The sequence below is a fragment of the Comamonas terrigena NBRC 13299 genome (assembly GCF_006740045.1).
GTDB lineage: Bacteria > Pseudomonadota > Gammaproteobacteria > Burkholderiales > Burkholderiaceae_C > Comamonas > Comamonas terrigena.
The window spans coordinates 1,035,014-1,053,552 of record NZ_AP019749.1 but is presented as its reverse complement, the minus strand read 5'-3'; the positions used below and the strand labels follow the sequence as shown (position 1 = coordinate 1,053,552).

The window sequence follows — 18,539 nt, the reverse complement described above, 5'->3', positions numbered from 1 at the left end:
ACCGCCCGGGGGCTGCAGCGGGTGGTCACGCAGCCTTCAGAATTCAGAACTCGACCATCTCGAAGTCGGACTTGCCCACACCGCACTCCGGGCAGGTCCAGTCGGCGGGCACATCTTCCCATCGCGTTCCTGCGGCAATGCCATGCTCGGGGCTGCCCTGCGCCTCGTCATACATCCAACCACACACCACACATATCCAAGTTTTAGGGTCCACCACAGCTAAAAAGGCCTTCACATAGAATGAATCATTTTATCCAGCCCTTAGCGGCGCTCGTCTTGATCGAGCCGACGCCTGGACTCGCGCATGGCCATTTCCCCTCCTTCCCCTCCACCCACCGAATCTGAGGCAGACGCCGAGCTGGCGCTCACGGATCCGGTGTGTGTGCTGAGCTTCAACGCCTGCGATCCCTGCGGTGCATCGGGCCTGACCGCCGACATCACCACCATCGCCAGCGTGGGCGGTCACCCGCTGGCTGTGGTGACGGGGACCTATGTGCGCGACACCAACCGCATCTTTGACCACCACCGCCTGGATGACGAATGGGTGTCCGAGCAGGCACGCGCCGTGCTGGAAGACCTTCCGGTGCGCGCCATCAAGGTGGGCTTTGTCGGCTCGCCGGAAATCCTGACGGTGATCGCCGAGATTTCCACCGACTATCCCGACATCCCCATCATCAGCTACATGCCCGACCTGTCCTGGTGGGACAGCGACCAGATGGAGCAGTACCTGGATGCCTTCCAGGAACTGCTGCTGCCCCAGACCTCGGTGCTGGTGGGCAACCACGGCACGCTGTGGCGCTGGCTGCTGCCCGACTGGGAACACAGCCGCCCGCCCACGGCCCGCGACCTGGCCATGGCGGCCCAGGAAAAGGATGTGCCGTTCGTGCTGGTGACCGGCATTCCCCTGCCGGGGCAGTTCGTGGACAACGTGCTGTCCTCGCCCGAGACCGTGCTGGGCAGCAGCAAATACGAGCTGTTCGACGGCAGCTTCATCGGCGCTGGCGACACCCTGTCGGCCGCACTGGCCGCCCTGCTGGCCACCGGCAACGACCTGGGCGCCGCGTCCGAGGAAGCCCTGGAATACCTGGACCGCTGCCTGGACCACGGGTTTCGCCCCGGCATGGGCCATTTCCTGCCGGACCGCATGTTCTGGGCGCAGCCCGAAGACGACGAAGACACCGATGCCACCACCCCGGGTGGCACGGCAACCCCTGCAACCACTGCGCCCCTCGAGGGCTTTGTGATGCCCCCCCATGACACCAAACACTGACCTGAATATTGCCCTGTTCGAACGCGCCAAGGCCGTGATCCCCGGCGGCGTGAACTCGCCCGTGCGTGCCTTTGCCGCTGTGGGCGGTACCCCCCGCTTTGTGCAACGCGCCCAGGGCGCCTATTTCTGGGACCAGAACGACCAGCAGTTCACCGACTACATCGGCAGCTGGGGCCCCATGATCCTGGGCCACGGCCACCCCGAAGTGGTGACCGCCGTGCAGGCCGCCGTGCTCGAAGGCTTCAGCTACGGCGCCCCCACCGAGCGCGAAGTGGTGCTGGCTGAACAGATCCGTGCACTCATGCCCAGCATGGACATGGTGCGCATGGTCAGCTCTGGCACCGAAGCCGGCATGAGCGCGCTGCGTCTGGCCCGCGGCTACACCGGCCGCAACAAGATCATCAAGTTCAACGGCTGCTACCACGGCCATGCCGATGCGCTGCTGGTCAAGGCCGGCTCGGGCCTGGCGACCTTCGGCGCCTCCTCCTCGGCCGGCGTGCCCGCCGATGTGGCCAAGGACACCGTGGTGCTCGAGTACAACGATGTGGCCCAGCTCGAAGAGGCTTTTGCCAAGATGGGCAGCGAGATCGCCTGCGTGATCATGGAGCCCATCGCCGGCAACATGAACTTCGTGCGCGCCAGCGTGGCGTTCACGCGCCGCATCCGCGAACTCACGCAGGAGCACGGCGCCCTGCTGATCTACGACGAGGTCATGACCGGCTTCCGCGTGGCCCTGGGCGGTGCGCAAAGTCTGTATGCCCAGCAGATCCCGGGTTTTGCCCCCGACATCACCGTGATGGGCAAGGTCATCGGCGGCGGCATGCCCATGGCGGCCTTTGGCGCCCGCCGCGAGATCATGGAAAAGCTCTCGCCCCTGGGCCCGGTCTACCAGGCAGGCACGCTGTCGGGCAACCCGATCGCCACGGCCTGCGGTCTCAAGACCCTGGAGCTGATCAGCCGCCCTGGTTTCCATGCCGAGCTGCACCTGAAAACCGGCCACCTGATGCAAGGCCTGAAGTCCGAAGCCAGCGCCGCAGGCGTTCCCTTCAGCGTGGACTGGCAAGGCGGCCTGTTCGGCTTCTACTTCCTGCCCGAACTGCCCACGACCTACGCCGAAGTGATGAAGACCGACGGCAAGGTCTTCAACAAGTTCTACCACGCCATGCTGGACCAGGGCCACTACTTTGCCCCGGCGCTGTATGAAGCGGGCTTTGTCAGCGCAGCCCACACGGACGAGGACATCGACCGCACCATCGAAGCGGCCCGCCAGGTGTTCAAGACGCTCTGAGCGTCCCGCACACCGCTGCACACCACGCCGGGCTTGCCCGGCGTTTTGCTGCCTGGATCAGGGTGCCGGGCGGGGCTTCAGGTCCAAGTCCTGGTCCTGTTCCCAGGCCTGTCCATGGGCCTGGATGCTCTGGCAGACCACGGACAGGGCCCGGCCCAGCGGCTTGTCCTTGCGCAGCACCATGGCCAGACTGCGCTCCAGCCGTGGCGCCAGCGGGCGCAGTTCCAGATCGTCCCGCGCCCCCCGGCCCTGCATGGCCATCCGCGGCAGCACGGCGTAGCCCAGACCGATGGCCGCCATTTCCTTGAGCGCCTCCACGCTGTCCAGCTCCATCTGGGGACGCGGCAGCTCGCCTCCCCGGCGCAGCCAGGCATCCACCACGCCCCGGGTGCTGGCCGACTTCTGCAGCGCCAGCAGCGGCAGCGGCCGCAACTGGGCCGCCGTGGCGCTCGCGCCGGCCCCCAGCAGCCCGGCACGGGCCACGGCCACCAGCTCGTCGCGCAGCACCGGCGTGGCCAGCAGGGCCCGGCGGTTCACGGGCAAGGTCACCAGGGCCAGGTCCAGGCTGTTGTCCTCCACGCGGCGCACACATTCCTCGGTATTGCCGGTGACCACCACGATGTCGATGCCGGGGTAACGTGCCCGCACCTGGCGCAGCACGGCAGGCAGCAGGTACAGGCACACGGTCAGCCCGGTGCCGATGCGCACCTGGCCGCTGACCCCGCGCGCATGGGAGCCCAGCGCCTGCTCCAGCCCCTCCAGCGCCAGGGCCACGGCCGGCAGCTGCGCCAGCAGGGCCTGCCCTGCCGCCGTGGGCACGGCGCGCCGGCCCACACGCTCGATCAGGCGCGTGCCCAGCTGGCGCTCCAGCTGCCGCAGCTGCAGGCTGACCGCCGGCTGGGACAGCTGCAGCAACGCTGCGGCCTGGGAAAAGCTGCCTTCCTGCACCACCAGGCAGAAGCTGCGCAGCAGGACCAGGCTGGGGGCATTGGCCAAAGTTTCGCTGATACCTTGCATAAGCAACCCAAGATTCCTTTCATAGCTGACGCAGGCGAAGATTAGGCCATATGCACGACGCTTCCGCCCCCTCCTCCCTCCCTGCCACCCAGCCTTCTGCCTTACCGCCCATCGACGGCGAGCGCCTGTGGCGCAGCCTCGAGACACTGTCCGGCTTCACCCGGCCCGATGTGCCCTGGACCCGCCGCGCCTTCAGCCCCGAATACACGGCCGCGCGCGCCTGGCTGCGCCAGGCTTTCGAAGCGGCCGGCCTGCAGGTGCGCCTGGATGCTGCCGGCAACCTGATCGGCCGCCGCCCCGGCCGGCGCAATGATCTGAAGCCCCTGGCCACGGGTTCGCACACCGACACGGTGAATGCCGGCGGGCGCTTTGACGGCATCCTGGGCGTGCTGGCCGGCCTGGAAGTGGCCCATGCCCTGCAGGATGCAGACACCATGCTGGAGCACCCGTTCGAGGTCATCGATTTCCTCTGCGAGGAACCCAGCGACTACGGCATTTCCTGCGTGGGCAGCCGCGCCATGGCCGGCCAGCTCAGCGCGGACATGCTGGCCGCCAGCGACGGCCAGGGCGACACCCTGGGCCAGGCGCTGCAGCGCCTGGGCGCCCGCCCCGACGCGCTGGCCGAGGCCGACCGCCGCGCGGACGGCTTTGCCGCCTTTGTGGAGCTGCACATCGAGCAGGGCCCGATGCTGGAGCGCGCCGGGCTGGCCATCGGTGCGGTGACCGACATCGTCGGCATACGCCGCGCCCAGCTGTTCTTTGAAGGCCAGCCCGACCATGCCGGCACCACGCCCATGGAGGAGCGCAGCGATGCCCTGGTGGCCGCCGCCACCGTGATTCGCCAGGCCCAGCGCCTGGCACGCCAGTGGAGCCGCACCCGCCCCCACTATGTGGTGGCCACGGTGGGCCGCATGGCGGTGTCCCCCAACGCCAGCAACACCGTGCCCGGCCTGGTCGATCTGACGCTGGAAGTGCGCAGCAACCATGCCCCGGTGCTGCAGGAATTCTGGGAGGTGCTGGCGCGGCGCTGTGACCCGGCCATTGCCCGCCTGGGTGTGCAGTGGCGGGTGGAGCCACGCACCCATGTGGACCCCGTGCCCTGCGCCACCTTGGTCACGGCCGCCGTGGCCCAGGCGGCCCAGCGCCTGGAGCTGCCCTGCCGGAGCATGCCCAGCGGCGCCGGCCATGACGCCATGTATGTGGCCCACTGCGGCCCCTCGGGCATGATCTTCATTCCCTGCCTGGACGGCCGCAGCCACAGCGCCGTGGAATGGGCCTCGCCCGCCCAGGTGCTGGCCGGCACCCGGGTGCTGGCCGCCACGCTGCAGGACCTGGACCGCCAGCTGGACTGAAGCCCGCAAGATGGAATGCGCCAGGCTCCCCACCTGCGGGGGACACCGGCCGGACCAAGGCGCCGCTGCATCAGACCGGCCGCTGCAGGCGCTGCTGGGCCTGCGCCACGGCGGCCCGGGTGACGCAGCCCGGCGCATGGTCGTTGACCATGCCCATGGCCTGCATGAAGGCGTAGACCGTGGTGGGTCCGACAAACTTCCAGCCGCGCTTTTTCAGCTCCTTGGACAGGGCCAGCGACTCGGCCGTCTGTGCCGGCACCACCTCCCCGGTGGACGGCGTGGCCGGCTGGTAGCGCCAGAAGAAGGCGGCCAGCGAGCCTTCTTGCGCCACCATCTCGAGGGCACGCTGGGCGTTGTGGATCACGGCCTCGATCTTGCCGCGGTGGCGCACGATGCCGGCGTCCTGCAGCAGGCGCTCCACATCGGCCGCACCGAAGCGCGCCACCTGGTGGAAATCGAAGTTGGCAAAGCCGGCGCGGAAGTTCTCGCGCTTGTTCAGGATGGTGAGCCAGCTCAGCCCGGCCTGAAAGCCTTCGAGGCTGAGCTTTTCGAACAGCCGGCGGTCCTCCGTGACCGGAAAACCCCATTCGTGGTCGTGGTAGTGCACGTACAGCGGCGAACCCTGGCACCAGAAGCAGCGTTCCTGCCCATCGGCAGAAGAAAGAGTGTGAGACATGGCTGCACTGTACGCAAAGCGCCATGTCCTGCGGGGGCTTGCGCCCCCTGCAAGGGGTTTTAGGCTTTACTGCGGCCGCGCCAGGCGCGAATGGCGCATGCCGTAGGCCAGGTAAATCAGCAGACCGATGGCCATCCAGCCGATGAAGCGCAGCCAGGTCAGCGTGGTCAGGTTCAGCATCAGATAGCTGCACAGCAGCGCCGACACCACGGGCAGCACGGGCACCAGCGGCACGCGGTAACCGGTCTTCAGATCGGGGCGCTTCTTGCGCAGCACCAGAATACCGAGGCTGACCAGCACAAAGGCCGACAAGGTGCCGATGTTGATCATCTCCTCCAGCAGCTCCACCTTGGTGAAACCGGCCAGGCCCGCAATGACCACACCCACCAGCAGCTGCAGGCGCACCGGCGTCTTGTGCGTGGAAGACGTCACACTCCAGCTGCGCGGCAGCAGGCCGTCCCGGCACAGGGCCAGCAGCACGCGGGCCGAGCCCATCAGCAGCACCATTACCACGGTGGTCAGGCCCATCAGCACGCCCACGGCAATCACCTGGGCAGCCCAGTTGGCCCCCACGCTGACGAAGGCCGTGGCCAGCGACGGGTTCTCGGCCTTGGCCAGCTCGGTATAAGGCACCATGCCGGTCAGCGCCAGGGTCACCAGCACGTACAGCAAGGTCACCAGCGCCAGCCCGCCAAAAATGCCGCGCGGCAGTGTCTTCTGCGGGTCTTTGACCTCTTCGGCCGAGGTGGCCACCACATCGAAGCCGATGAAGGCGAAAAACACCAGCGATGCACCGGAAATCACCCCCAGCCACCCGTACTGGCTGGGCTGGGCGCCAAACAGCCAGGCCAGCATGGGCTGGCCCCAGACATCGCCGGTCACGCCATGGCCGATCACCGGCGGCTGTGCCGGCGGCACAAAGGGGGTGAAGTTCTTCACATCCATGTAGGAAAAGCCCACCGCGATCACGAACAGCGTGATGGCGATCTTGACCAGCGTGAACACATTGTTCACCCGCGCCGACGCCTTGGTGCCGCGCACCAGCAGCGCGGTGAAGATGGCGACGATGACGAACGGTCCCCACTCCATGGCCACCGGGCCCAGGTAAACAGTGCTGGGCACATCCCAACCCGCGGTGGCAAAGATGGTGGAGAGGTAAATGCCCCAGTACTTGGCGATCACCGCACCGGCCGACACCATCTCCAGCAGCAGGTTCCAGCCGATGATCCAGGCCAGGCCTTCGCCCATGGTCAGATAGGTGTAGGTGTAGGCACTGCCGGTGACCGGCACGCTGGAAGCGAACTCCGCGTAGCACATGGTGGCCACGGCGCAGGTGGCGGCCGCCAGGATGAAGGAGAAGATCACCGCCGGCCCGGCAAAGCTGCCTGCCGCACGTGCGCCCACCGAGAAAATGCCCGCCCCGACGGCCACGGCCACGCCGAGGATCATCAGGTCGAACGCACCCAGACTGCGCTGGAGCTGGCGGCCCGGCTCATCCGAGTCGGCCAGCGCCTGTTCAATGGTTTTGGTTTTCAGCCACTGCATGCATACCCCCAGGAGCCGGACCGGCCCCAGGCACAGCGACTCCATTGAATTGTTCAAAAGCGAATCCTAGGGTTTTTACTTACCTTATGCAGAATCCTGCAGCTTTTCCTGATCAGACGCATGTTTTGTGTGCTTGCTTGCCGCAAGTCCCTTCGCAAGCGGTTAAGCGCCACCACACCGCTCACAAAGGCTGTGCTTTTCGTGCCTATCACGCAGGCAGACTGCAAAGCCATACGCCACCGCGCCGCCAATCCTGCATACCGCAGGGCTTGGGCACTGCGCACATGCCTCGCTGCCCCGCCCACTTCGGCTCCGGTGTACCCCGGACACAAAAAAGCCTGCCCCTAAGGCAGGCTGGGTGAACCGGCACGCTGTCCGCATGCCGGTGTGCAGAGCAAGCTGCCCTTATTTGGCCACAGGCTCCGCCGCCAGCAGCCAGCGGGCGATCTGCAGCGACTGCGCCTCATCCACCTGCGACTGGCGCGGCATGATGACCTTGCCCCAGGCGCCCACACTGCCCTCGCGGATCTTGCGGGCCAGGTAGGCCTCGGCATCGGGCTGGCCGCGGTAGCGCTCGGCAATGGCGACGAATGCCGGGCCCACATAGCCGCGGTCCCAACCATGGCAGCGCATGCAATCGGAAGTCTCCACCAGCTTCTTGCCGGCGGCCAGTTCCGGGTGCTGCTGCACCAGGGCCTCGGCGGCTTTTTCCGCCGGGCTCACCATCATGATGCGCCAGCCGATATTGGCCACGCCCAGGGCGGCAGCTACCATGAAGATGGCAATCGCCCAGCCGATCCAGCGCGGCTTGGGCGGGTAGTGGTCTTCGTCGTCGTGATCAGTCATTGACACTCAAAAATGCCTTGTCGCATGCGTCGCAGGCACTGGCGTGCCTGCGGGATTTCGCAAGCCCTCCCCGTGCAGCACAACCGCAGCGGGGAAGGCGCACGGCCTCTCAATGGCGGAAGTGGCGCACGCCGGTGAAGACCATGGCCACGCCACGTTCGTTGGCGGCGTCGATCACTTCCTGGTCGCGCATGGAGCCACCGGGCTGGGCCACGCAGCTCGCGCCGGCATCGACCACCACATCCAGACCGTCACGGAACGGGAAGAAGGCATCCGACGCCACCACGGTGTTCTTCAGGCTCAGCTTGGCAGCTTCGGCCTTGATCGAGGCGATGCGGGCCGAGTCCAGGCGCGACATCTGGCCAGCGCCCACGCCCATGGTCATGCCGTCCTTGCAGAAGACAATGGCGTTGGACTTGACGTACTTGGCCACCTTCCAGGCGAACAACAGGTCCTGCAGCTCGGCCGGTGTGGGTTGCTTGACGGTGACCACCTTCAGGTCGGCCAGGGCCAGCTCGTGGTTGTCGGCGGTCTGCAGCAGCAGGCCGGAGCCCACGCGCTTGGCGTCCATGGCGTTGCGGCCTTGCTTCCAGGCGGTGTCGCCGCCGGCAGGCAGGGCGATCTTCATCAGGCGCACATTGACCTTGGGCTTGAAGATTTCCAGGGCTTCGGCGGTGAAGTCGGGGGCCATCAGCACTTCGACGAACTGCTTGACCACGGCTTCGGCTGCGGCCTTGTCCACGGTGCGGTTGAAGGCAATGATGCCGCCGAAGGCGCTGGTGGGGTCGGTCTGGAAGGCCTTGGCGTAGGCTTCGTGCGCATCCTTGCCGATCGCCACGCCACAGGGGTTGGCGTGCTTGACGATCACGCAGGCGGATTCTTCAAAGTTCTTGACGCATTCCCAGGCCGCATCGGCATCGGCAATGTTGTTATAGGACAGTTCCTTGCCCTGCAGCTGTTCGCCGGTGACCAGCGAACCCGGTGCGGGGTACAGGTCGCGGTACAGCGCGGCCTGCTGGTGGCTGTTTTCACCGTAGCGCAGGTCCTGCACCTTGATGAACTGGCCGTTGCTCTGGCCGGGGAACAGGCCGCGCTCGGGCACATAGGTCTCGGACAGCTTTTCGTCTTCGAACTTCACGCTCGACAGGTAGTCGCTGATGGCGCCGTCGTACTGGGCGATGCGGTTGAACGCAGCCACGGACAGGGCAAAACGCAGCTTGTCGCTCAGCTTGCCGGCGGCCTTCAGCTCGCCGATCACGGCCTCGTACTGGTCGGCGGCGGTGATCACACCCACATCCTTCCAGTTCTTGGCAGCGGAACGCACCATGGCGGGACCACCGATGTCGATGTTCTCGATAGCGTCGGCCAGCGTGCAGCCGGCCTTGGCGACGGTGGCTTCAAACGGGTAGAGGTTCACGACCAGCAGGTCGATGGTCTCGATGCCGTGTTCCTTCAGCGCGGCCATGTGCTCGGGCAGCTCGCGGCGGGCCAGCAGGCCACCGTGCACCATGGGGTGCAGGGTCTTGACACGGCCGTCCAGCATTTCGGGGAACTTGGTGACTTCCGCCACTTCGGTCACGGGCAGGCCTTTTTCGGCCAGCAGCTTGGCGGTACCGCCGGTGGACAGCAGCTGCACGCCCAGGGCATGCAGGCTTTGTGCAAATTCGACAATGCCGGTCTTGTCAGAGACGGAAATCAGAGCTTTCATGGGAGCTTTGGAAAAGTGGATAAAAATCAGATTCAGGCGCTTGCGGGATCAGAGCAAGCTGCTGTCAATTGGTCGTGCCGCCTTGCAGCATCTGGTGGTCCACCAGCTTCTTGCGCAAGGTGTTGCGGTTCAGGCCCAGCCATTGCGCCGCGCGCGACTGGTTCTGGTCGGCCTGCTGCATCACCACTTCCAGCAGCGGCTTTTCGACCAGGCGCACCAGCATGTCGTACATGTCGTTGGGGGCCTCGCCGCCCAGGTCGCGGAAGTAGATTTCCAGGCTGGAGCGCACGCACTCCTCGATGTTTTGGTTCTGCTGGCTCATGCGGCCATTTCCTCAATGTCGGTTTCCACGCCCCCCTCCGGCAGGCGCTCCATCTGGCTGCCCAGTGCGTCAAAGTAGCTGGCCACGGCCTGCCACTGCGCCTGGCAGTCGTCGATGGTGTTGATGTGTCGTCTCAGTTCGTCCCCGCCCGGCAGGCTGCGCACATACCAGGCAATGTGCTTGCGTGCACTGCGCACTCCGGTCAGTTCGCCGTACAGACCATAGTGGTCCTGCAGATGCTCCAAAAGCAATTCCCGTACCTCGGCCACGGTGGGCGGCGCCAGGTGGGTGCCGGTGTCCAGAAAGTGGGCGATCTCGCGGAAGATCCACGGCCGGCCCTGGGCGGCGCGTCCCACCATCACGGCATCGGCACCGGTATAGGCCAGCACATCGCGCGCCTTTTCGGGGCTGGTGATGTCGCCATTGGCCACCACGGGCAGCTTCACGGCCTGCTTGACGGCCGCAATCGTGTCGTATTCGGCAAAGCCCTTGTAGCCCTGTTCGCGGGTGCGGCCATGCACCGTCAGCATCTGGATGCCGACATCCTCGAAACGCCGGGCCAGCTGCTCGGCATTCCGGTGGGTATCGCACCAGCCGGTACGCATCTTCAGCGTGACCGGCACATCGAAGAGGCGTGCGGCCTCGACCACGGCCTGGGCAATCTCCACGGCCAGCGGCTCGTTCTGCATCAGGGCAGAACCCGCCCATTTGTTGCAGACCTTCTTGGCCGGGCAGCCCATGTTGATGTCGATGATCTGGGCGCCGCGTTCGATGTTGTAGACGGCTGCTTCGGCCATCATGGGGGCATCGGTGCCGGCAATCTGCACGGCAATCGGACCGGGCTCACCGGCGTGGTTGGCGCGGCGGCTGGTCTTGAGGCTGTTCCACAGGTCTTTGCGCGACGTGACCATCTCGCTGACCGCATAGCCCGCACCCAGTCGCTTGCACAGCTGGCGGAACGGCCGGTCCGTCACACCCGCCATGGGAGCGACAAACAGGCGATTTGCCAAAGTGTGTTGGCCAATGCGAAGGGCAGACATGCTGGAGAAAAAGAGACGGAGAGCGCGGGACGAAAGGAGGCGAGATTGTACCTGCCCATTTTTTCAGCAACAGCCGCACTGCACAAAAGCACCAACCCCACGTCAGGTACCCCGGCTGTGCCAGCCCCCGTCCGTCGGATGCGCCAGCCCGCACCCCGGGCAGCGCTCAACGCCGGCGCTGCTGCACCGGAATGAAGGCCCACCAGGGGCCGGTGACCGAGGCATAGCCCTGCGAAGCCATCACGCTGCGCAGCCAGCGGCGGTTGAATTGCACGTCCGGCGATACCTCGCTGTCGTCCAGCGTCTCCAGATCGGCCGGCCGCTGGCGGCTGGGCCAGGGCGACGGACGGTAGCCCGATCCCATGTCCACCAGCTCGCCATCGCCCAGCGCCCCACGCACCGTGTCCATGGCCTTGTCGCCATCCAGCACCACGGCCGTGACGGCCAGCACGCGCTGGTTCAGCGGGGCCGGAGCCAGCGGACAGCCCAGAATGCGAATCGCCAGCCCCAGCGGATGGAGGATTTGCTGCAGTGCAGTCAAAGATGTGGCTTCCAGCCGCAGCCCCTTGCAATCGGCGGCGGCCAGGCGCGCCGCGATCTCGGCCGGCCCCTGGATGGGGATTGGCGCGGCCACCGGCTGCGCCGAGGACGGGGCTGGGGCTGCGGCGGCACGCGCGGCAGGTTTCGCCGCGCCAGCGCCCGGCGGCGGGGCCGCATTGCCGGCCCATGCCAGCTGCGCCGCTCCCAGCCAGATCCAGACCAGACTCCACGCACGCCAGCGGCGCAGGCGGGGCTGCATCCTCCGGGCTCTGGCGTGAAAAGCGGGCCGCGACCTGCGCACGATTCGGTTACACATTGGGGTCATAGCGGCAGGATAGCGGGTCAATGGATGGCCGCACGCCAGCCAACACCTACACTTGCACCCCATGGAAATCTGGATGCACCAGCTGCTGCAGTGGCTGTCCCTGCCGCAATTCGGTCTGAGCACACTCTTCATCGTGGCCCTGGTATCGGCCACCTTGCTGCCGCTGGGCTCCGAGCCGGCCGTGGTCGGCTTGCTGCAGCTCAACCCCGAGCTGTTCTGGCAAGCCATTGGCGTGGCCACCCTGGGCAACACGCTGGGCGGTGCCATCAGCTGGTGGATGGGCCTGGGTGCCCAGAAGGCCTGGGCCCTGGCACGCGCACGCCGCCAGGCCGGCCATCCGGCCGACGCCGCCCACCCGCCGCCCCGCACACTGTCCCGCCATGAGCGCCGTGCCCGCATCTGGCTGCGCAAGCTCGGCCCCAAGGCCTGCCTGCTCAGCTGGCTGCCCGCCGTCGGCGACCCGCTGTGCGCCGTGGCCGGCTGGCTGCGGTTTCCCTTCTGGCCCTGCCTGTTCTACATGGCCATCGGCAAATTCCTGCGCTACCTGGTGATGACCAGCGCCATCCTGGCCGTCATCCCGGGCTGAGCATCCAGCCGGCGGGCCGTTCCCGACGAACGGCACATGGACACCCATTCAGCAGTGGAACTTCACCCGCGGCCGTGTTACAGAGAGAGTTGCCACATTCTCCTCCCCCACAGCCGATGAATGATCCCGACAGCACCGATGAGATCATCGCCCAGGCCCAGGTCATGATTGCGCGTCTGCGCGCTCTGCTCCAGGCCTCGGACGAGCTACGCCGCCAGCATGGACCGGCCGTGCTGGGCGCAGCTTCCGGACCCGCCGAGAGCGCCGCGCCGCTGCCCCCCGCCGCCGAAGAGCCCTGAGCTCAGGCCACGGCCACAGGCTCGGGCATGCGCGCCCGCAAGGCACTGCGGGCACGAGACAGACGACTGCGCACCGTCCCCTTGGGAATATTCAACGCGGCAGCGGCCTCTTCATAGGACAGCTCATCGACCACCACCATCCACACCAGCTGGCGCATATGTTCGGGAATCTCGGACATGGCCAGCGTCAGTGCCCGCAATTGCTGCCCCTGGTCCAGCACATCCATCGGTGAAGGCCCGCCGTCCTGCTCTTCCATCAGCAGCTCATCGCTGCAGAAATCGAAGCGCCTGTGGGGCGAGCGGGTGAGGTAATTGCGCACCAGATTCTTGGCAATGCCATACAGCCAAGTCGACAGCTCGGAATCCCCTTTGAAACTGGACAGCGCACGGTGTGCTTCCAGAAAGGTCTGCTGCACCAGATCCTGGGCATCAGCGACATGGCCGATTTTTTGGTAGATGAAACGGTACAGCCTGGGGCCATGCAGCAGCACCACCCCATGTAAATGCGTGTCTGCTGCCTGCGGCGTATGGGCCAGACTGCCATCGCCGTTCCGAATGGCGCCATCGCCCCAATGCCTGTGGTGTATTCCCAGATCCATGATGCCTCGCTTGATCGGGCCATCACGTGGTGCAGCACTGCCAGCCTTTGCGGCATGTGGTCCATCTGTGGCGGTGCGCCCCTGTCCAACAGGGACCAACACCCACCCCAGGGATACTGCTATCTATTGCCCGGAATGCGCTATTGAAAGAGGGATGGCACCCGGGCACCATCCCCAGAAATAACTATTTTTACGCCCGCATGGGTTAAATAGTTTTTTTCAATAATTGACTTGGCCATCAGCAATAACCAATCTGTCATAAATAAACCGTCCGTCGGATTTATGACCTCATTACCGATCAATGGAATAGACAGAAATAAAAAAACCCCACAGATTTTCACCTGCGGGGCTTTGTAGCGATTCCATTGCGGCGCATGGGCGCCGCAAGAGCAGTCAGACGTTGAACAGGAAGTTCAGCACGTCACCGTCCTTCACGATGTATTCCTTGCCTTCGGCGCGCATCTTGCCGGCATCCTTGGCACCTTGTTCGCCCTTGAACTGGATGTAGTCATCAAAGGCAATGGTCTGGGCGCGGATGAAGCCGCGCTCGAAGTCGCCGTGAATGACACCTGCGGCCTGCGGAGCGGTGGCACCGATCGGCACCGTCCAGGCGCGCACTTCCTTCACACCGGCGGTGAAGTAGGTCTGCAGGCCCAGCAGCTTGAAGCCGGCCCGGATCAGGCGGTTCAGACCCGGCTCTTCCAGACCCAGCTCTTCCAGGAACATGTCGCGGTCGGCATCGTCCATCTCCGACATCTCGGCTTCGATCTTGGCGCAGATGGCCACCACCGGAGCGCCCTGCGCATCGGCATAGGCCTTCAGGCTGTCGAGCAACGGGTTGTTCTCGAAACCGTCTTCCGACACATTGCCCACGAACATGGCGGGCTTGGCAGTGATCAGGCAGAACTGCTTGAGCAGCGGTGCGTCTTCCTTGGAAACCGGCACGATGCGGGCAGGCTTGCCTTCGTTGAGCACGGCCTGGATGGGCGTGAGCAGCGACACCAGCTTGGCGGCTTCCTTGTCGTTGCCGGACTTGGCCGCCTTGCTGTAGCGGTTGATCGCCTTTTCGACCGTGGCCAGGTCGGCCAGGCACAGTTCGGTCTGGATCACTTCGATGTCGGCAATCGGATCCACCTTGTTGGCCACGTGGATCACGTTGGGATCTTCAAAGCAGCGCACCACATTGACGATGGCGTCGGTTTCGCGGATGTGGGCCAGGAACTGGTTGCCCAGGCCTTCGCCCTTGGACGCACCGGCCACCAGGCCGGCGATGTCCACGAACTCCACGATCGCGGGAACAATGCGCTCGGGCTTGACGATGTCAGACAGCTGGTCCAGACGCGGATCGGGCACTTCCACCACACCGGTGTTGGGCTCGATGGTGCAGAAGGGATAGTTCTCTGCGGCGATGCCGGCCTTGGTCAGGGCGTTGAACAGGGTGGACTTGCCCACATTGGGCAGGCCCACGATGCCACATTTGAGGCTCATGAAAATCCTTTGATGGTCAATGCGCGTGGCGGTGTCCGCCATGCCTGCATCCACATGCCCTGCGGCATACGATGGCTGCTATGAAAAATTGCTGCGTACACCCAGCCCTGCTGGTGTGAATGCATGCCGGAAGCCTCCTCCGACGACCGGCGCATTGTAATGAGGCTGCAATGACAACGGGCACCTACAGGAAACGCCAAAGCGTTTCTGTGGTGCCCGGTGGATAGACAGCCTGGAAGCCGAAGACTCAGCGCGCCTTGCACTGGACCTGCAGCAAGCGGTGCGTGGAGCTCTCCGCCGCAGCGCCGGGCTCCCGCAAGGGACGCACACGCAGATCGATGTACCCACGCTCGCCGCACAGCTGCTTGAGCGTGGCCTCGCATTTGCGCAAATCGTCGTGGCGCAGATCACACACCAGCGCGTAGTCGTAATCCGGCTTTTCCAGATACGGCGCGGCGTCCTTGGCCATCGGGTCTTTCGGCGGGTTGCTTACACAACCGGCCAGTGCAGCGGCAGCCAAGGTGGCGGCGATCAAAGCGAACTTCATGGATGCATTCCTTGCAAAAGCGTGGAGTGCATCTTAACCGCCCCCTGCAGCACCGCTGCGCGCAGATCAGCGATCGTTGCGCGAGAAACCCTTGCCACCACGGCCAGCGCCGTGTTCGCGGTCACCGCCACGCGGTGCGTACGGCTTGGGCGCACCGGTGTGCTGCTTGCCGGCAAAACCACCGCTGCGGCGTTCACCACCACCAAAACCACGGCTGTCGCCGCCACCAAAGCTGCGGGCTTCGCCACGCGGGGCTTCCGAGCGGCCAAAGCCACCACGGTCGCTGCGCTCGGGAGCACGGTCACCAAAGCTCTTGCGGGCATAGCCGTCGCCAGCGCCGTCACGACGGCCGCCGAACGAGCGCTCGTCACGCGGAGCGTAGCCACCACGGTCCTGGCCACCAAAGCCGCCGCGATCGCCACCGAAGTTGCGCTCGCCACGGTCGCCGAAGCCACCACGGTCCTGGCCGCCGAAACCGCGTTGTTCACGGTCACCGCCAAAGCGGGGGGCGCGGTCGCCACCAAAACCGCCACGGTCGCCACCGAAGCTGCGTTCACGTCCGCCGCCGAAGCCACCACGGTCACCGCCGCGGTCACCAAAGCCTTGCTTGCGGCCATAGCCGTCGCCATCACGGCGACCACCGAAGCCACCACGGCCACCGGCACCACCACCGCCACGGCGGCCATCGCGCTCACCAGCGGCAGGGAAGCGTTGCACCGGCTCCAGGCCAGGCACCACTTCGGCCTTGAACTGCTGGCGGGTATAGCCTTCGATGTCGAACACACGGCGGCGGTCGCGGAATTCCGCAAACGTCACGGCAATGCCTTCACGACCAGCGCGACCGGTACGGCCAATGCGGTGGGTGTAGTCTTCCGCCTTCATCGGCAGGCCGTAGTTGAACACGTGGGTGATGGTGGGCACGTCGATGCCGCGTGCAGCCACATCGGTGGCCACCAGCACCTGCACCTGGCCGTTGCGCAGCGCCATCAGGCGGCGGTTGCGCAGACCCTGGCTCAGGGCGCCGTGCAGTGCCACGGCCGAGAAGCCTTCCTGCTGCAGGTCGGTGGCCAGGCCGTCGCATTCCACCTGGGTGGAAGCAAACACGATGGCCTGGTTGATGGAGGTGTCACGCAGCCAGTGGTCCAGCAGCTTGCGCTTGTGCTGGGCGTTGTCGGCCCAGAACAGCGCCTGCTTGATGTTGGCGTGCTTTTCCTGGGGGGTGTCCACGGTCACCTTCTTCACGCCGGCGCCGTTGTCGTGCATCACGCGCATGGCCAGTTGCTGCACGCGCGGTGCGAACGTGGCGCTGAACATCATGGTCTGCTTGCGCTGGGCGGTCATCTGGTTGACTTCGGCCAGGTCGTCCGAGAAGCCCAGGTCCAGCATGCGGTCGGCTTCGTCGACCACCAGGAACTGCACCTTGTCCAGCTTGATCTGCAGCGAGCGCTGCAGGTCCAGCAGACGGCCGGGGGTGGCCACCACCAGGTCGGCGTTCTGCAGCTTGGCGATTTGCAGCTGGTAAGGAATACCGCCCACCACATTGGCGATGCGGATGCCGCGGCAGTGCTTCACCAGCTCGATGGCGTCGTGTGCGACCTGCTGGGCCAGTTCACGGGTGGGGCACAGCACCAGGGCGCCGGGCACGGCAGCCTTGAAGTTGCGGGCGTTGGTCGGGTCCTTGCGCTTGGCACGCTTGGGAGTGGGCTCGCCCTTGGCAGTGGCTTCGGCGCACAGGCGGTCGAATTCGGCCTTGGCTTCGGCATCGGCCTCAGCGCGTTGCTGGATCAGGGTGTTGAGCACGGGCAGCAGGAAAGCGGCCGTCTTGCCCGAACCGGTCTGGCTGGACACCATCAGGTCGATGAAACCGTTGGCATCAGCGCCTTCGCCCATGGCCAGGGGAATGGCTTTTTGTTGCACGGCGGTGGGCTGGGTGTAGCCCAGGTCGGCCACGGCCTGCACCAGCTCGGGCGCCAGGCCCAGCTGCACAAAACCGTTTTCCACTTCGGGTTCGGCTTCGACTTCGGTTTCCACGGTGTCGGTGTCCTGGGCAGCCAGCATGGCGTCCAGTTGGGATTCTTCGGATTGCAAAAGAGATGCAGCAGGCGCAGCAATGCCCTGCTCAAGGAGTGTGTCGTTCATGGTTTTCTCATGCGAGCAGCGCCACAACATCGGTGTTGCGGTGGCTGCTTGACGGTCATAAAAACATCAACCGTCAAACGCTTCGGCTCTGCAAGAGCCTGGAGGGCGTGCTTCGCGGCGGAGGCTGTGGAGGTGAACCACAGTCCTGTATCGCCAAAATGGGGCCCGGTGTGTGATGGGAGATGCGCGATTGCCCTGCCATACAAAAAAAGTGGCGGGTAATGGGGCAAGACCGCAATTGTCGCACAGTTCGGGTTTTCACGTAAACCCCTTATAGCAGATCGGAACTCCCTCTCCGACCAAGCCAGGCAAGAGCCGCGGCAGCCGGCCACCGCCGCCCTGCGGCCCGCCAGCGTTTACAGCGCCAGAAAGTGCGCCCGGTAGTGGGCCAGCTCGTCGATGGACTCGATCACATCCGCCAGGGCCGTGTGGCGCTGGGCTTTCTTGAAACCGTCCACCACGGAAGGTTTCCAGCGGCGGGCCAGCTCCTTGAGGGTGCTGACGTCCACATTGCGGTAGTGGAAGTAGGCCTCCAGCTTGGGCATGTAACGCACCAGAAAGCGGCGGTCCTGGCCAATGCTGTTGCCACACAGGGGCACCTTGCCCTTGGGCACGTATTTGGACAGGAAGGCGATCAGTTGCTTCTCGGCATCGGCTTCGGTGATGGTCGAGGCCTTGACCCGGTCCACCAGCCCGCTCTTGCCGTGCGTGCCCTTGTTCCACGCATCCATGCCGTTGAGCAGTTCATCGCTTTGGTGGATGGCAAACACCGGCCCTTCCACACGTACCGACAAATCGGCGCTGGTGATGACCACGGCAATCTCGATCAGGCGGTCGGTTTCGGGCTGCAGGCCCGTCATTTCGCAGTCCAGCCAGACCAGGTTCAGGTCGGACTTGGGCAGCACTGGGGTTTCATGGGAGGCGGCATCAGACATCTCTAAATTGTCGCCTA

The 18,539-nt window shown here is 65.3% G+C and carries 19 protein-coding genes; 5 read left to right on the top strand and 14 right to left on the bottom strand.

Annotated elements, in window-relative coordinates; all coding sequences use genetic code 11:
• Positions 1-43: 43 nt before the first annotated feature.
• A complete protein-coding gene (locus CT3_RS04815; protein WP_172591871.1) occupies positions 44-217 on the bottom strand; it encodes a rubredoxin in 174 nt (57 codons plus the stop codon).
• An 87-nt stretch (positions 218-304) separates the two neighbouring features.
• Between CT3_RS04815 and thiD the strand changes: the two genes are divergently transcribed.
• The gene (gene thiD, locus CT3_RS04810; protein ID WP_066539630.1) at positions 305-1,270 is read left to right on the top strand and encodes a bifunctional hydroxymethylpyrimidine kinase/phosphomethylpyrimidine kinase; all 966 of its coding nucleotides are present in this window, start codon (positions 305-307) and stop codon (positions 1,268-1,270) included.
• On the top strand, positions 1,254-2,558 hold the full coding sequence (gene hemL / locus CT3_RS04805) for a glutamate-1-semialdehyde 2,1-aminomutase (RefSeq protein ID WP_066539632.1): 1,305 nt from the start codon (positions 1,254-1,256) through the stop codon (positions 2,556-2,558). The genes thiD and hemL overlap by 17 nt, the downstream gene beginning before the upstream one ends.
• A 57-nt stretch (positions 2,559-2,615) precedes the next feature.
• On the opposite strand, the gene CT3_RS04800 is transcribed toward hemL, so the two are convergent.
• Positions 2,616-3,575 (bottom strand): LysR family transcriptional regulator, encoded by a 960-nt coding sequence (locus CT3_RS04800; RefSeq protein WP_066539634.1) that lies wholly within the window; start codon positions 3,573-3,575, stop codon positions 2,616-2,618.
• A gap of 50 nt (positions 3,576-3,625) precedes the next feature.
• Here CT3_RS04800 and CT3_RS04795 point away from each other — a divergent pair, with 50 nt between their 5' ends.
• The gene (locus CT3_RS04795) at positions 3,626-4,927 is read left to right on the top strand and encodes an N-carbamyl-l-glutamate amidohydrolase ErtE (RefSeq protein WP_066539636.1); all 1,302 of its coding nucleotides are present in this window, start codon (positions 3,626-3,628) and stop codon (positions 4,925-4,927) included.
• Between the two features lie 70 nt (positions 4,928-4,997).
• On the opposite strand, the gene CT3_RS04790 is transcribed toward CT3_RS04795, so the two are convergent.
• From CT3_RS04790 to CT3_RS04760, 7 genes are all read right to left on the bottom strand, one after another.
• Positions 4,998-5,603 (bottom strand): DNA-3-methyladenine glycosylase I, encoded by a 606-nt coding sequence (locus CT3_RS04790; RefSeq protein WP_066539638.1) that lies wholly within the window; start codon positions 5,601-5,603, stop codon positions 4,998-5,000.
• Positions 5,604-5,669: 66 nt separating this feature from the next.
• On the bottom strand, positions 5,670-7,148 hold the full coding sequence (locus CT3_RS04785) for an amino acid permease (RefSeq protein ID WP_066539854.1): 1,479 nt from the start codon (positions 7,146-7,148) through the stop codon (positions 5,670-5,672).
• Between the two features lie 405 nt (positions 7,149-7,553).
• A complete protein-coding gene (locus tag CT3_RS04780) occupies positions 7,554-7,994 on the bottom strand; it encodes a c-type cytochrome (protein ID WP_066539640.1) in 441 nt (146 codons plus the stop codon).
• A 109-nt stretch (positions 7,995-8,103) separates the two neighbouring features.
• A complete protein-coding gene (gene purH, locus CT3_RS04775) occupies positions 8,104-9,702 on the bottom strand; it encodes a bifunctional phosphoribosylaminoimidazolecarboxamide formyltransferase/IMP cyclohydrolase (RefSeq protein WP_066539642.1) in 1,599 nt (532 codons plus the stop codon).
• A 64-nt stretch (positions 9,703-9,766) separates the two neighbouring features.
• The gene (locus CT3_RS04770) at positions 9,767-10,024 is read right to left on the bottom strand and encodes a helix-turn-helix domain-containing protein (RefSeq protein ID WP_066539644.1); all 258 of its coding nucleotides are present in this window, start codon (positions 10,022-10,024) and stop codon (positions 9,767-9,769) included.
• The gene (gene dusB, locus CT3_RS04765) at positions 10,021-11,064 is read right to left on the bottom strand and encodes a tRNA dihydrouridine synthase DusB (RefSeq protein ID WP_066539645.1); all 1,044 of its coding nucleotides are present in this window, start codon (positions 11,062-11,064) and stop codon (positions 10,021-10,023) included. Before dusB ends, CT3_RS04770 begins: the two co-directional genes overlap by 4 nt.
• A 166-nt stretch (positions 11,065-11,230) precedes the next feature.
• Complete coding sequence (locus CT3_RS04760) at positions 11,231-11,863, bottom strand: M15 family metallopeptidase (RefSeq protein ID WP_066539647.1); 633 nt, start codon at positions 11,861-11,863, stop codon at positions 11,231-11,233.
• 139 nt (positions 11,864-12,002) lie between these two features.
• Here CT3_RS04760 and CT3_RS04755 point away from each other — a divergent pair, with 139 nt between their 5' ends.
• Together CT3_RS04755 and CT3_RS04750 are read left to right on the top strand one after the other, a co-directional pair.
• Positions 12,003-12,515 (top strand): YqaA family protein, encoded by a 513-nt coding sequence (locus tag CT3_RS04755; RefSeq protein WP_066539856.1) that lies wholly within the window; start codon positions 12,003-12,005, stop codon positions 12,513-12,515.
• Positions 12,516-12,631: 116 nt separating this feature from the next.
• Entirely contained in the window at positions 12,632-12,814 is a 183-nt protein-coding gene (locus CT3_RS04750; protein WP_066539648.1) for a hypothetical protein, read from the top strand.
• A 2-nt stretch (positions 12,815-12,816) separates the two neighbouring features.
• Here the strand turns inward: CT3_RS04750 and CT3_RS04745 are convergent, their stop codons facing one another.
• The 5 genes from CT3_RS04745 to orn all read right to left on the bottom strand — a co-directional run bounded on the left by CT3_RS04745 (position 12,817) and on the right by orn (position 18,522).
• The gene (locus CT3_RS04745) at positions 12,817-13,413 is read right to left on the bottom strand and encodes an RNA polymerase sigma factor (RefSeq protein ID WP_083520552.1); all 597 of its coding nucleotides are present in this window, start codon (positions 13,411-13,413) and stop codon (positions 12,817-12,819) included.
• 393 nt (positions 13,414-13,806) lie between these two features.
• Positions 13,807-14,901 carry a redox-regulated ATPase YchF gene (ychF, locus tag CT3_RS04740; protein WP_066539858.1) on the bottom strand — a complete coding sequence of 365 codons (1,095 nt, stop codon included), beginning with the start codon at positions 14,899-14,901 and terminating at the stop codon, positions 13,807-13,809.
• Between the two features lie 247 nt (positions 14,902-15,148).
• A complete protein-coding gene (locus CT3_RS04735; protein ID WP_066539652.1) occupies positions 15,149-15,448 on the bottom strand; it encodes a hypothetical protein in 300 nt (99 codons plus the stop codon).
• 66 nt (positions 15,449-15,514) lie between these two features.
• Positions 15,515-17,587, bottom strand: a complete 2,073-nt coding sequence (locus tag CT3_RS04730) for a DEAD/DEAH box helicase (RefSeq protein WP_066539860.1) — start codon at positions 17,585-17,587, stop codon at positions 15,515-15,517.
• Positions 17,588-17,943: 356 nt separating this feature from the next.
• Positions 17,944-18,522, bottom strand: a complete 579-nt coding sequence (orn, locus tag CT3_RS04725) for an oligoribonuclease (RefSeq protein ID WP_066539654.1) — start codon at positions 18,520-18,522, stop codon at positions 17,944-17,946.
• Positions 18,523-18,539: the final 17 nt, after the last annotated feature.

Excerpts from the sequence above, each read along its gene's own strand:
- CT3_RS04735 (WP_066539652.1), bottom strand. The coding sequence starts at position 15,448 with ATGAAGTTCGCTTTGATCGCCGCCACCTTGGCTGCCGCTGCACTGGCC.
- purH (WP_066539642.1), bottom strand. The coding sequence starts at position 9,702 with ATGAAAGCTCTGATTTCCGTCTCTGACAAGACCGGCATTGTCGAATTT.
- CT3_RS04785 (WP_066539854.1), bottom strand. The coding sequence starts at position 7,148 with ATGCAGTGGCTGAAAACCAAAACCATTGAACAGGCGCTGGCCGACTCG.
- CT3_RS04795 (WP_066539636.1), top strand. The coding sequence starts at position 3,626 with ATGCACGACGCTTCCGCCCCCTCCTCCCTCCCTGCCACCCAGCCTTCT.
- thiD (WP_066539630.1), top strand. The coding sequence starts at position 305 with ATGGCCATTTCCCCTCCTTCCCCTCCACCCACCGAATCTGAGGCAGAC.
- CT3_RS04730 (WP_066539860.1), bottom strand. The coding sequence starts at position 17,587 with ATGAACGACACACTCCTTGAGCAGGGCATTGCTGCGCCTGCTGCATCT.
- CT3_RS04745 (WP_083520552.1), bottom strand. The coding sequence starts at position 13,413 with ATGGATCTGGGAATACACCACAGGCATTGGGGCGATGGCGCCATTCGG.
- CT3_RS04760 (WP_066539647.1), bottom strand. The coding sequence starts at position 11,863 with ATGCAGCCCCGCCTGCGCCGCTGGCGTGCGTGGAGTCTGGTCTGGATC.
- CT3_RS04750 (WP_066539648.1), top strand. The coding sequence starts at position 12,632 with ATGAATGATCCCGACAGCACCGATGAGATCATCGCCCAGGCCCAGGTC.
- CT3_RS04770 (WP_066539644.1), bottom strand. The coding sequence starts at position 10,024 with ATGAGCCAGCAGAACCAAAACATCGAGGAGTGCGTGCGCTCCAGCCTG.
- CT3_RS04800 (WP_066539634.1), bottom strand. The coding sequence starts at position 3,575 with ATGCAAGGTATCAGCGAAACTTTGGCCAATGCCCCCAGCCTGGTCCTG.
- CT3_RS04755 (WP_066539856.1), top strand. The coding sequence starts at position 12,003 with ATGCACCAGCTGCTGCAGTGGCTGTCCCTGCCGCAATTCGGTCTGAGC.
- hemL (WP_066539632.1), top strand. The coding sequence starts at position 1,254 with ATGACACCAAACACTGACCTGAATATTGCCCTGTTCGAACGCGCCAAG.
- CT3_RS04780 (WP_066539640.1), bottom strand. The coding sequence starts at position 7,994 with ATGACTGATCACGACGACGAAGACCACTACCCGCCCAAGCCGCGCTGG.
- dusB (WP_066539645.1), bottom strand. The coding sequence starts at position 11,064 with ATGTCTGCCCTTCGCATTGGCCAACACACTTTGGCAAATCGCCTGTTT.
- orn (WP_066539654.1), bottom strand. The coding sequence starts at position 18,522 with ATGTCTGATGCCGCCTCCCATGAAACCCCAGTGCTGCCCAAGTCCGAC.
- CT3_RS04790 (WP_066539638.1), bottom strand. The coding sequence starts at position 5,603 with ATGTCTCACACTCTTTCTTCTGCCGATGGGCAGGAACGCTGCTTCTGG.
- ychF (WP_066539858.1), bottom strand. The coding sequence starts at position 14,901 with ATGAGCCTCAAATGTGGCATCGTGGGCCTGCCCAATGTGGGCAAGTCC.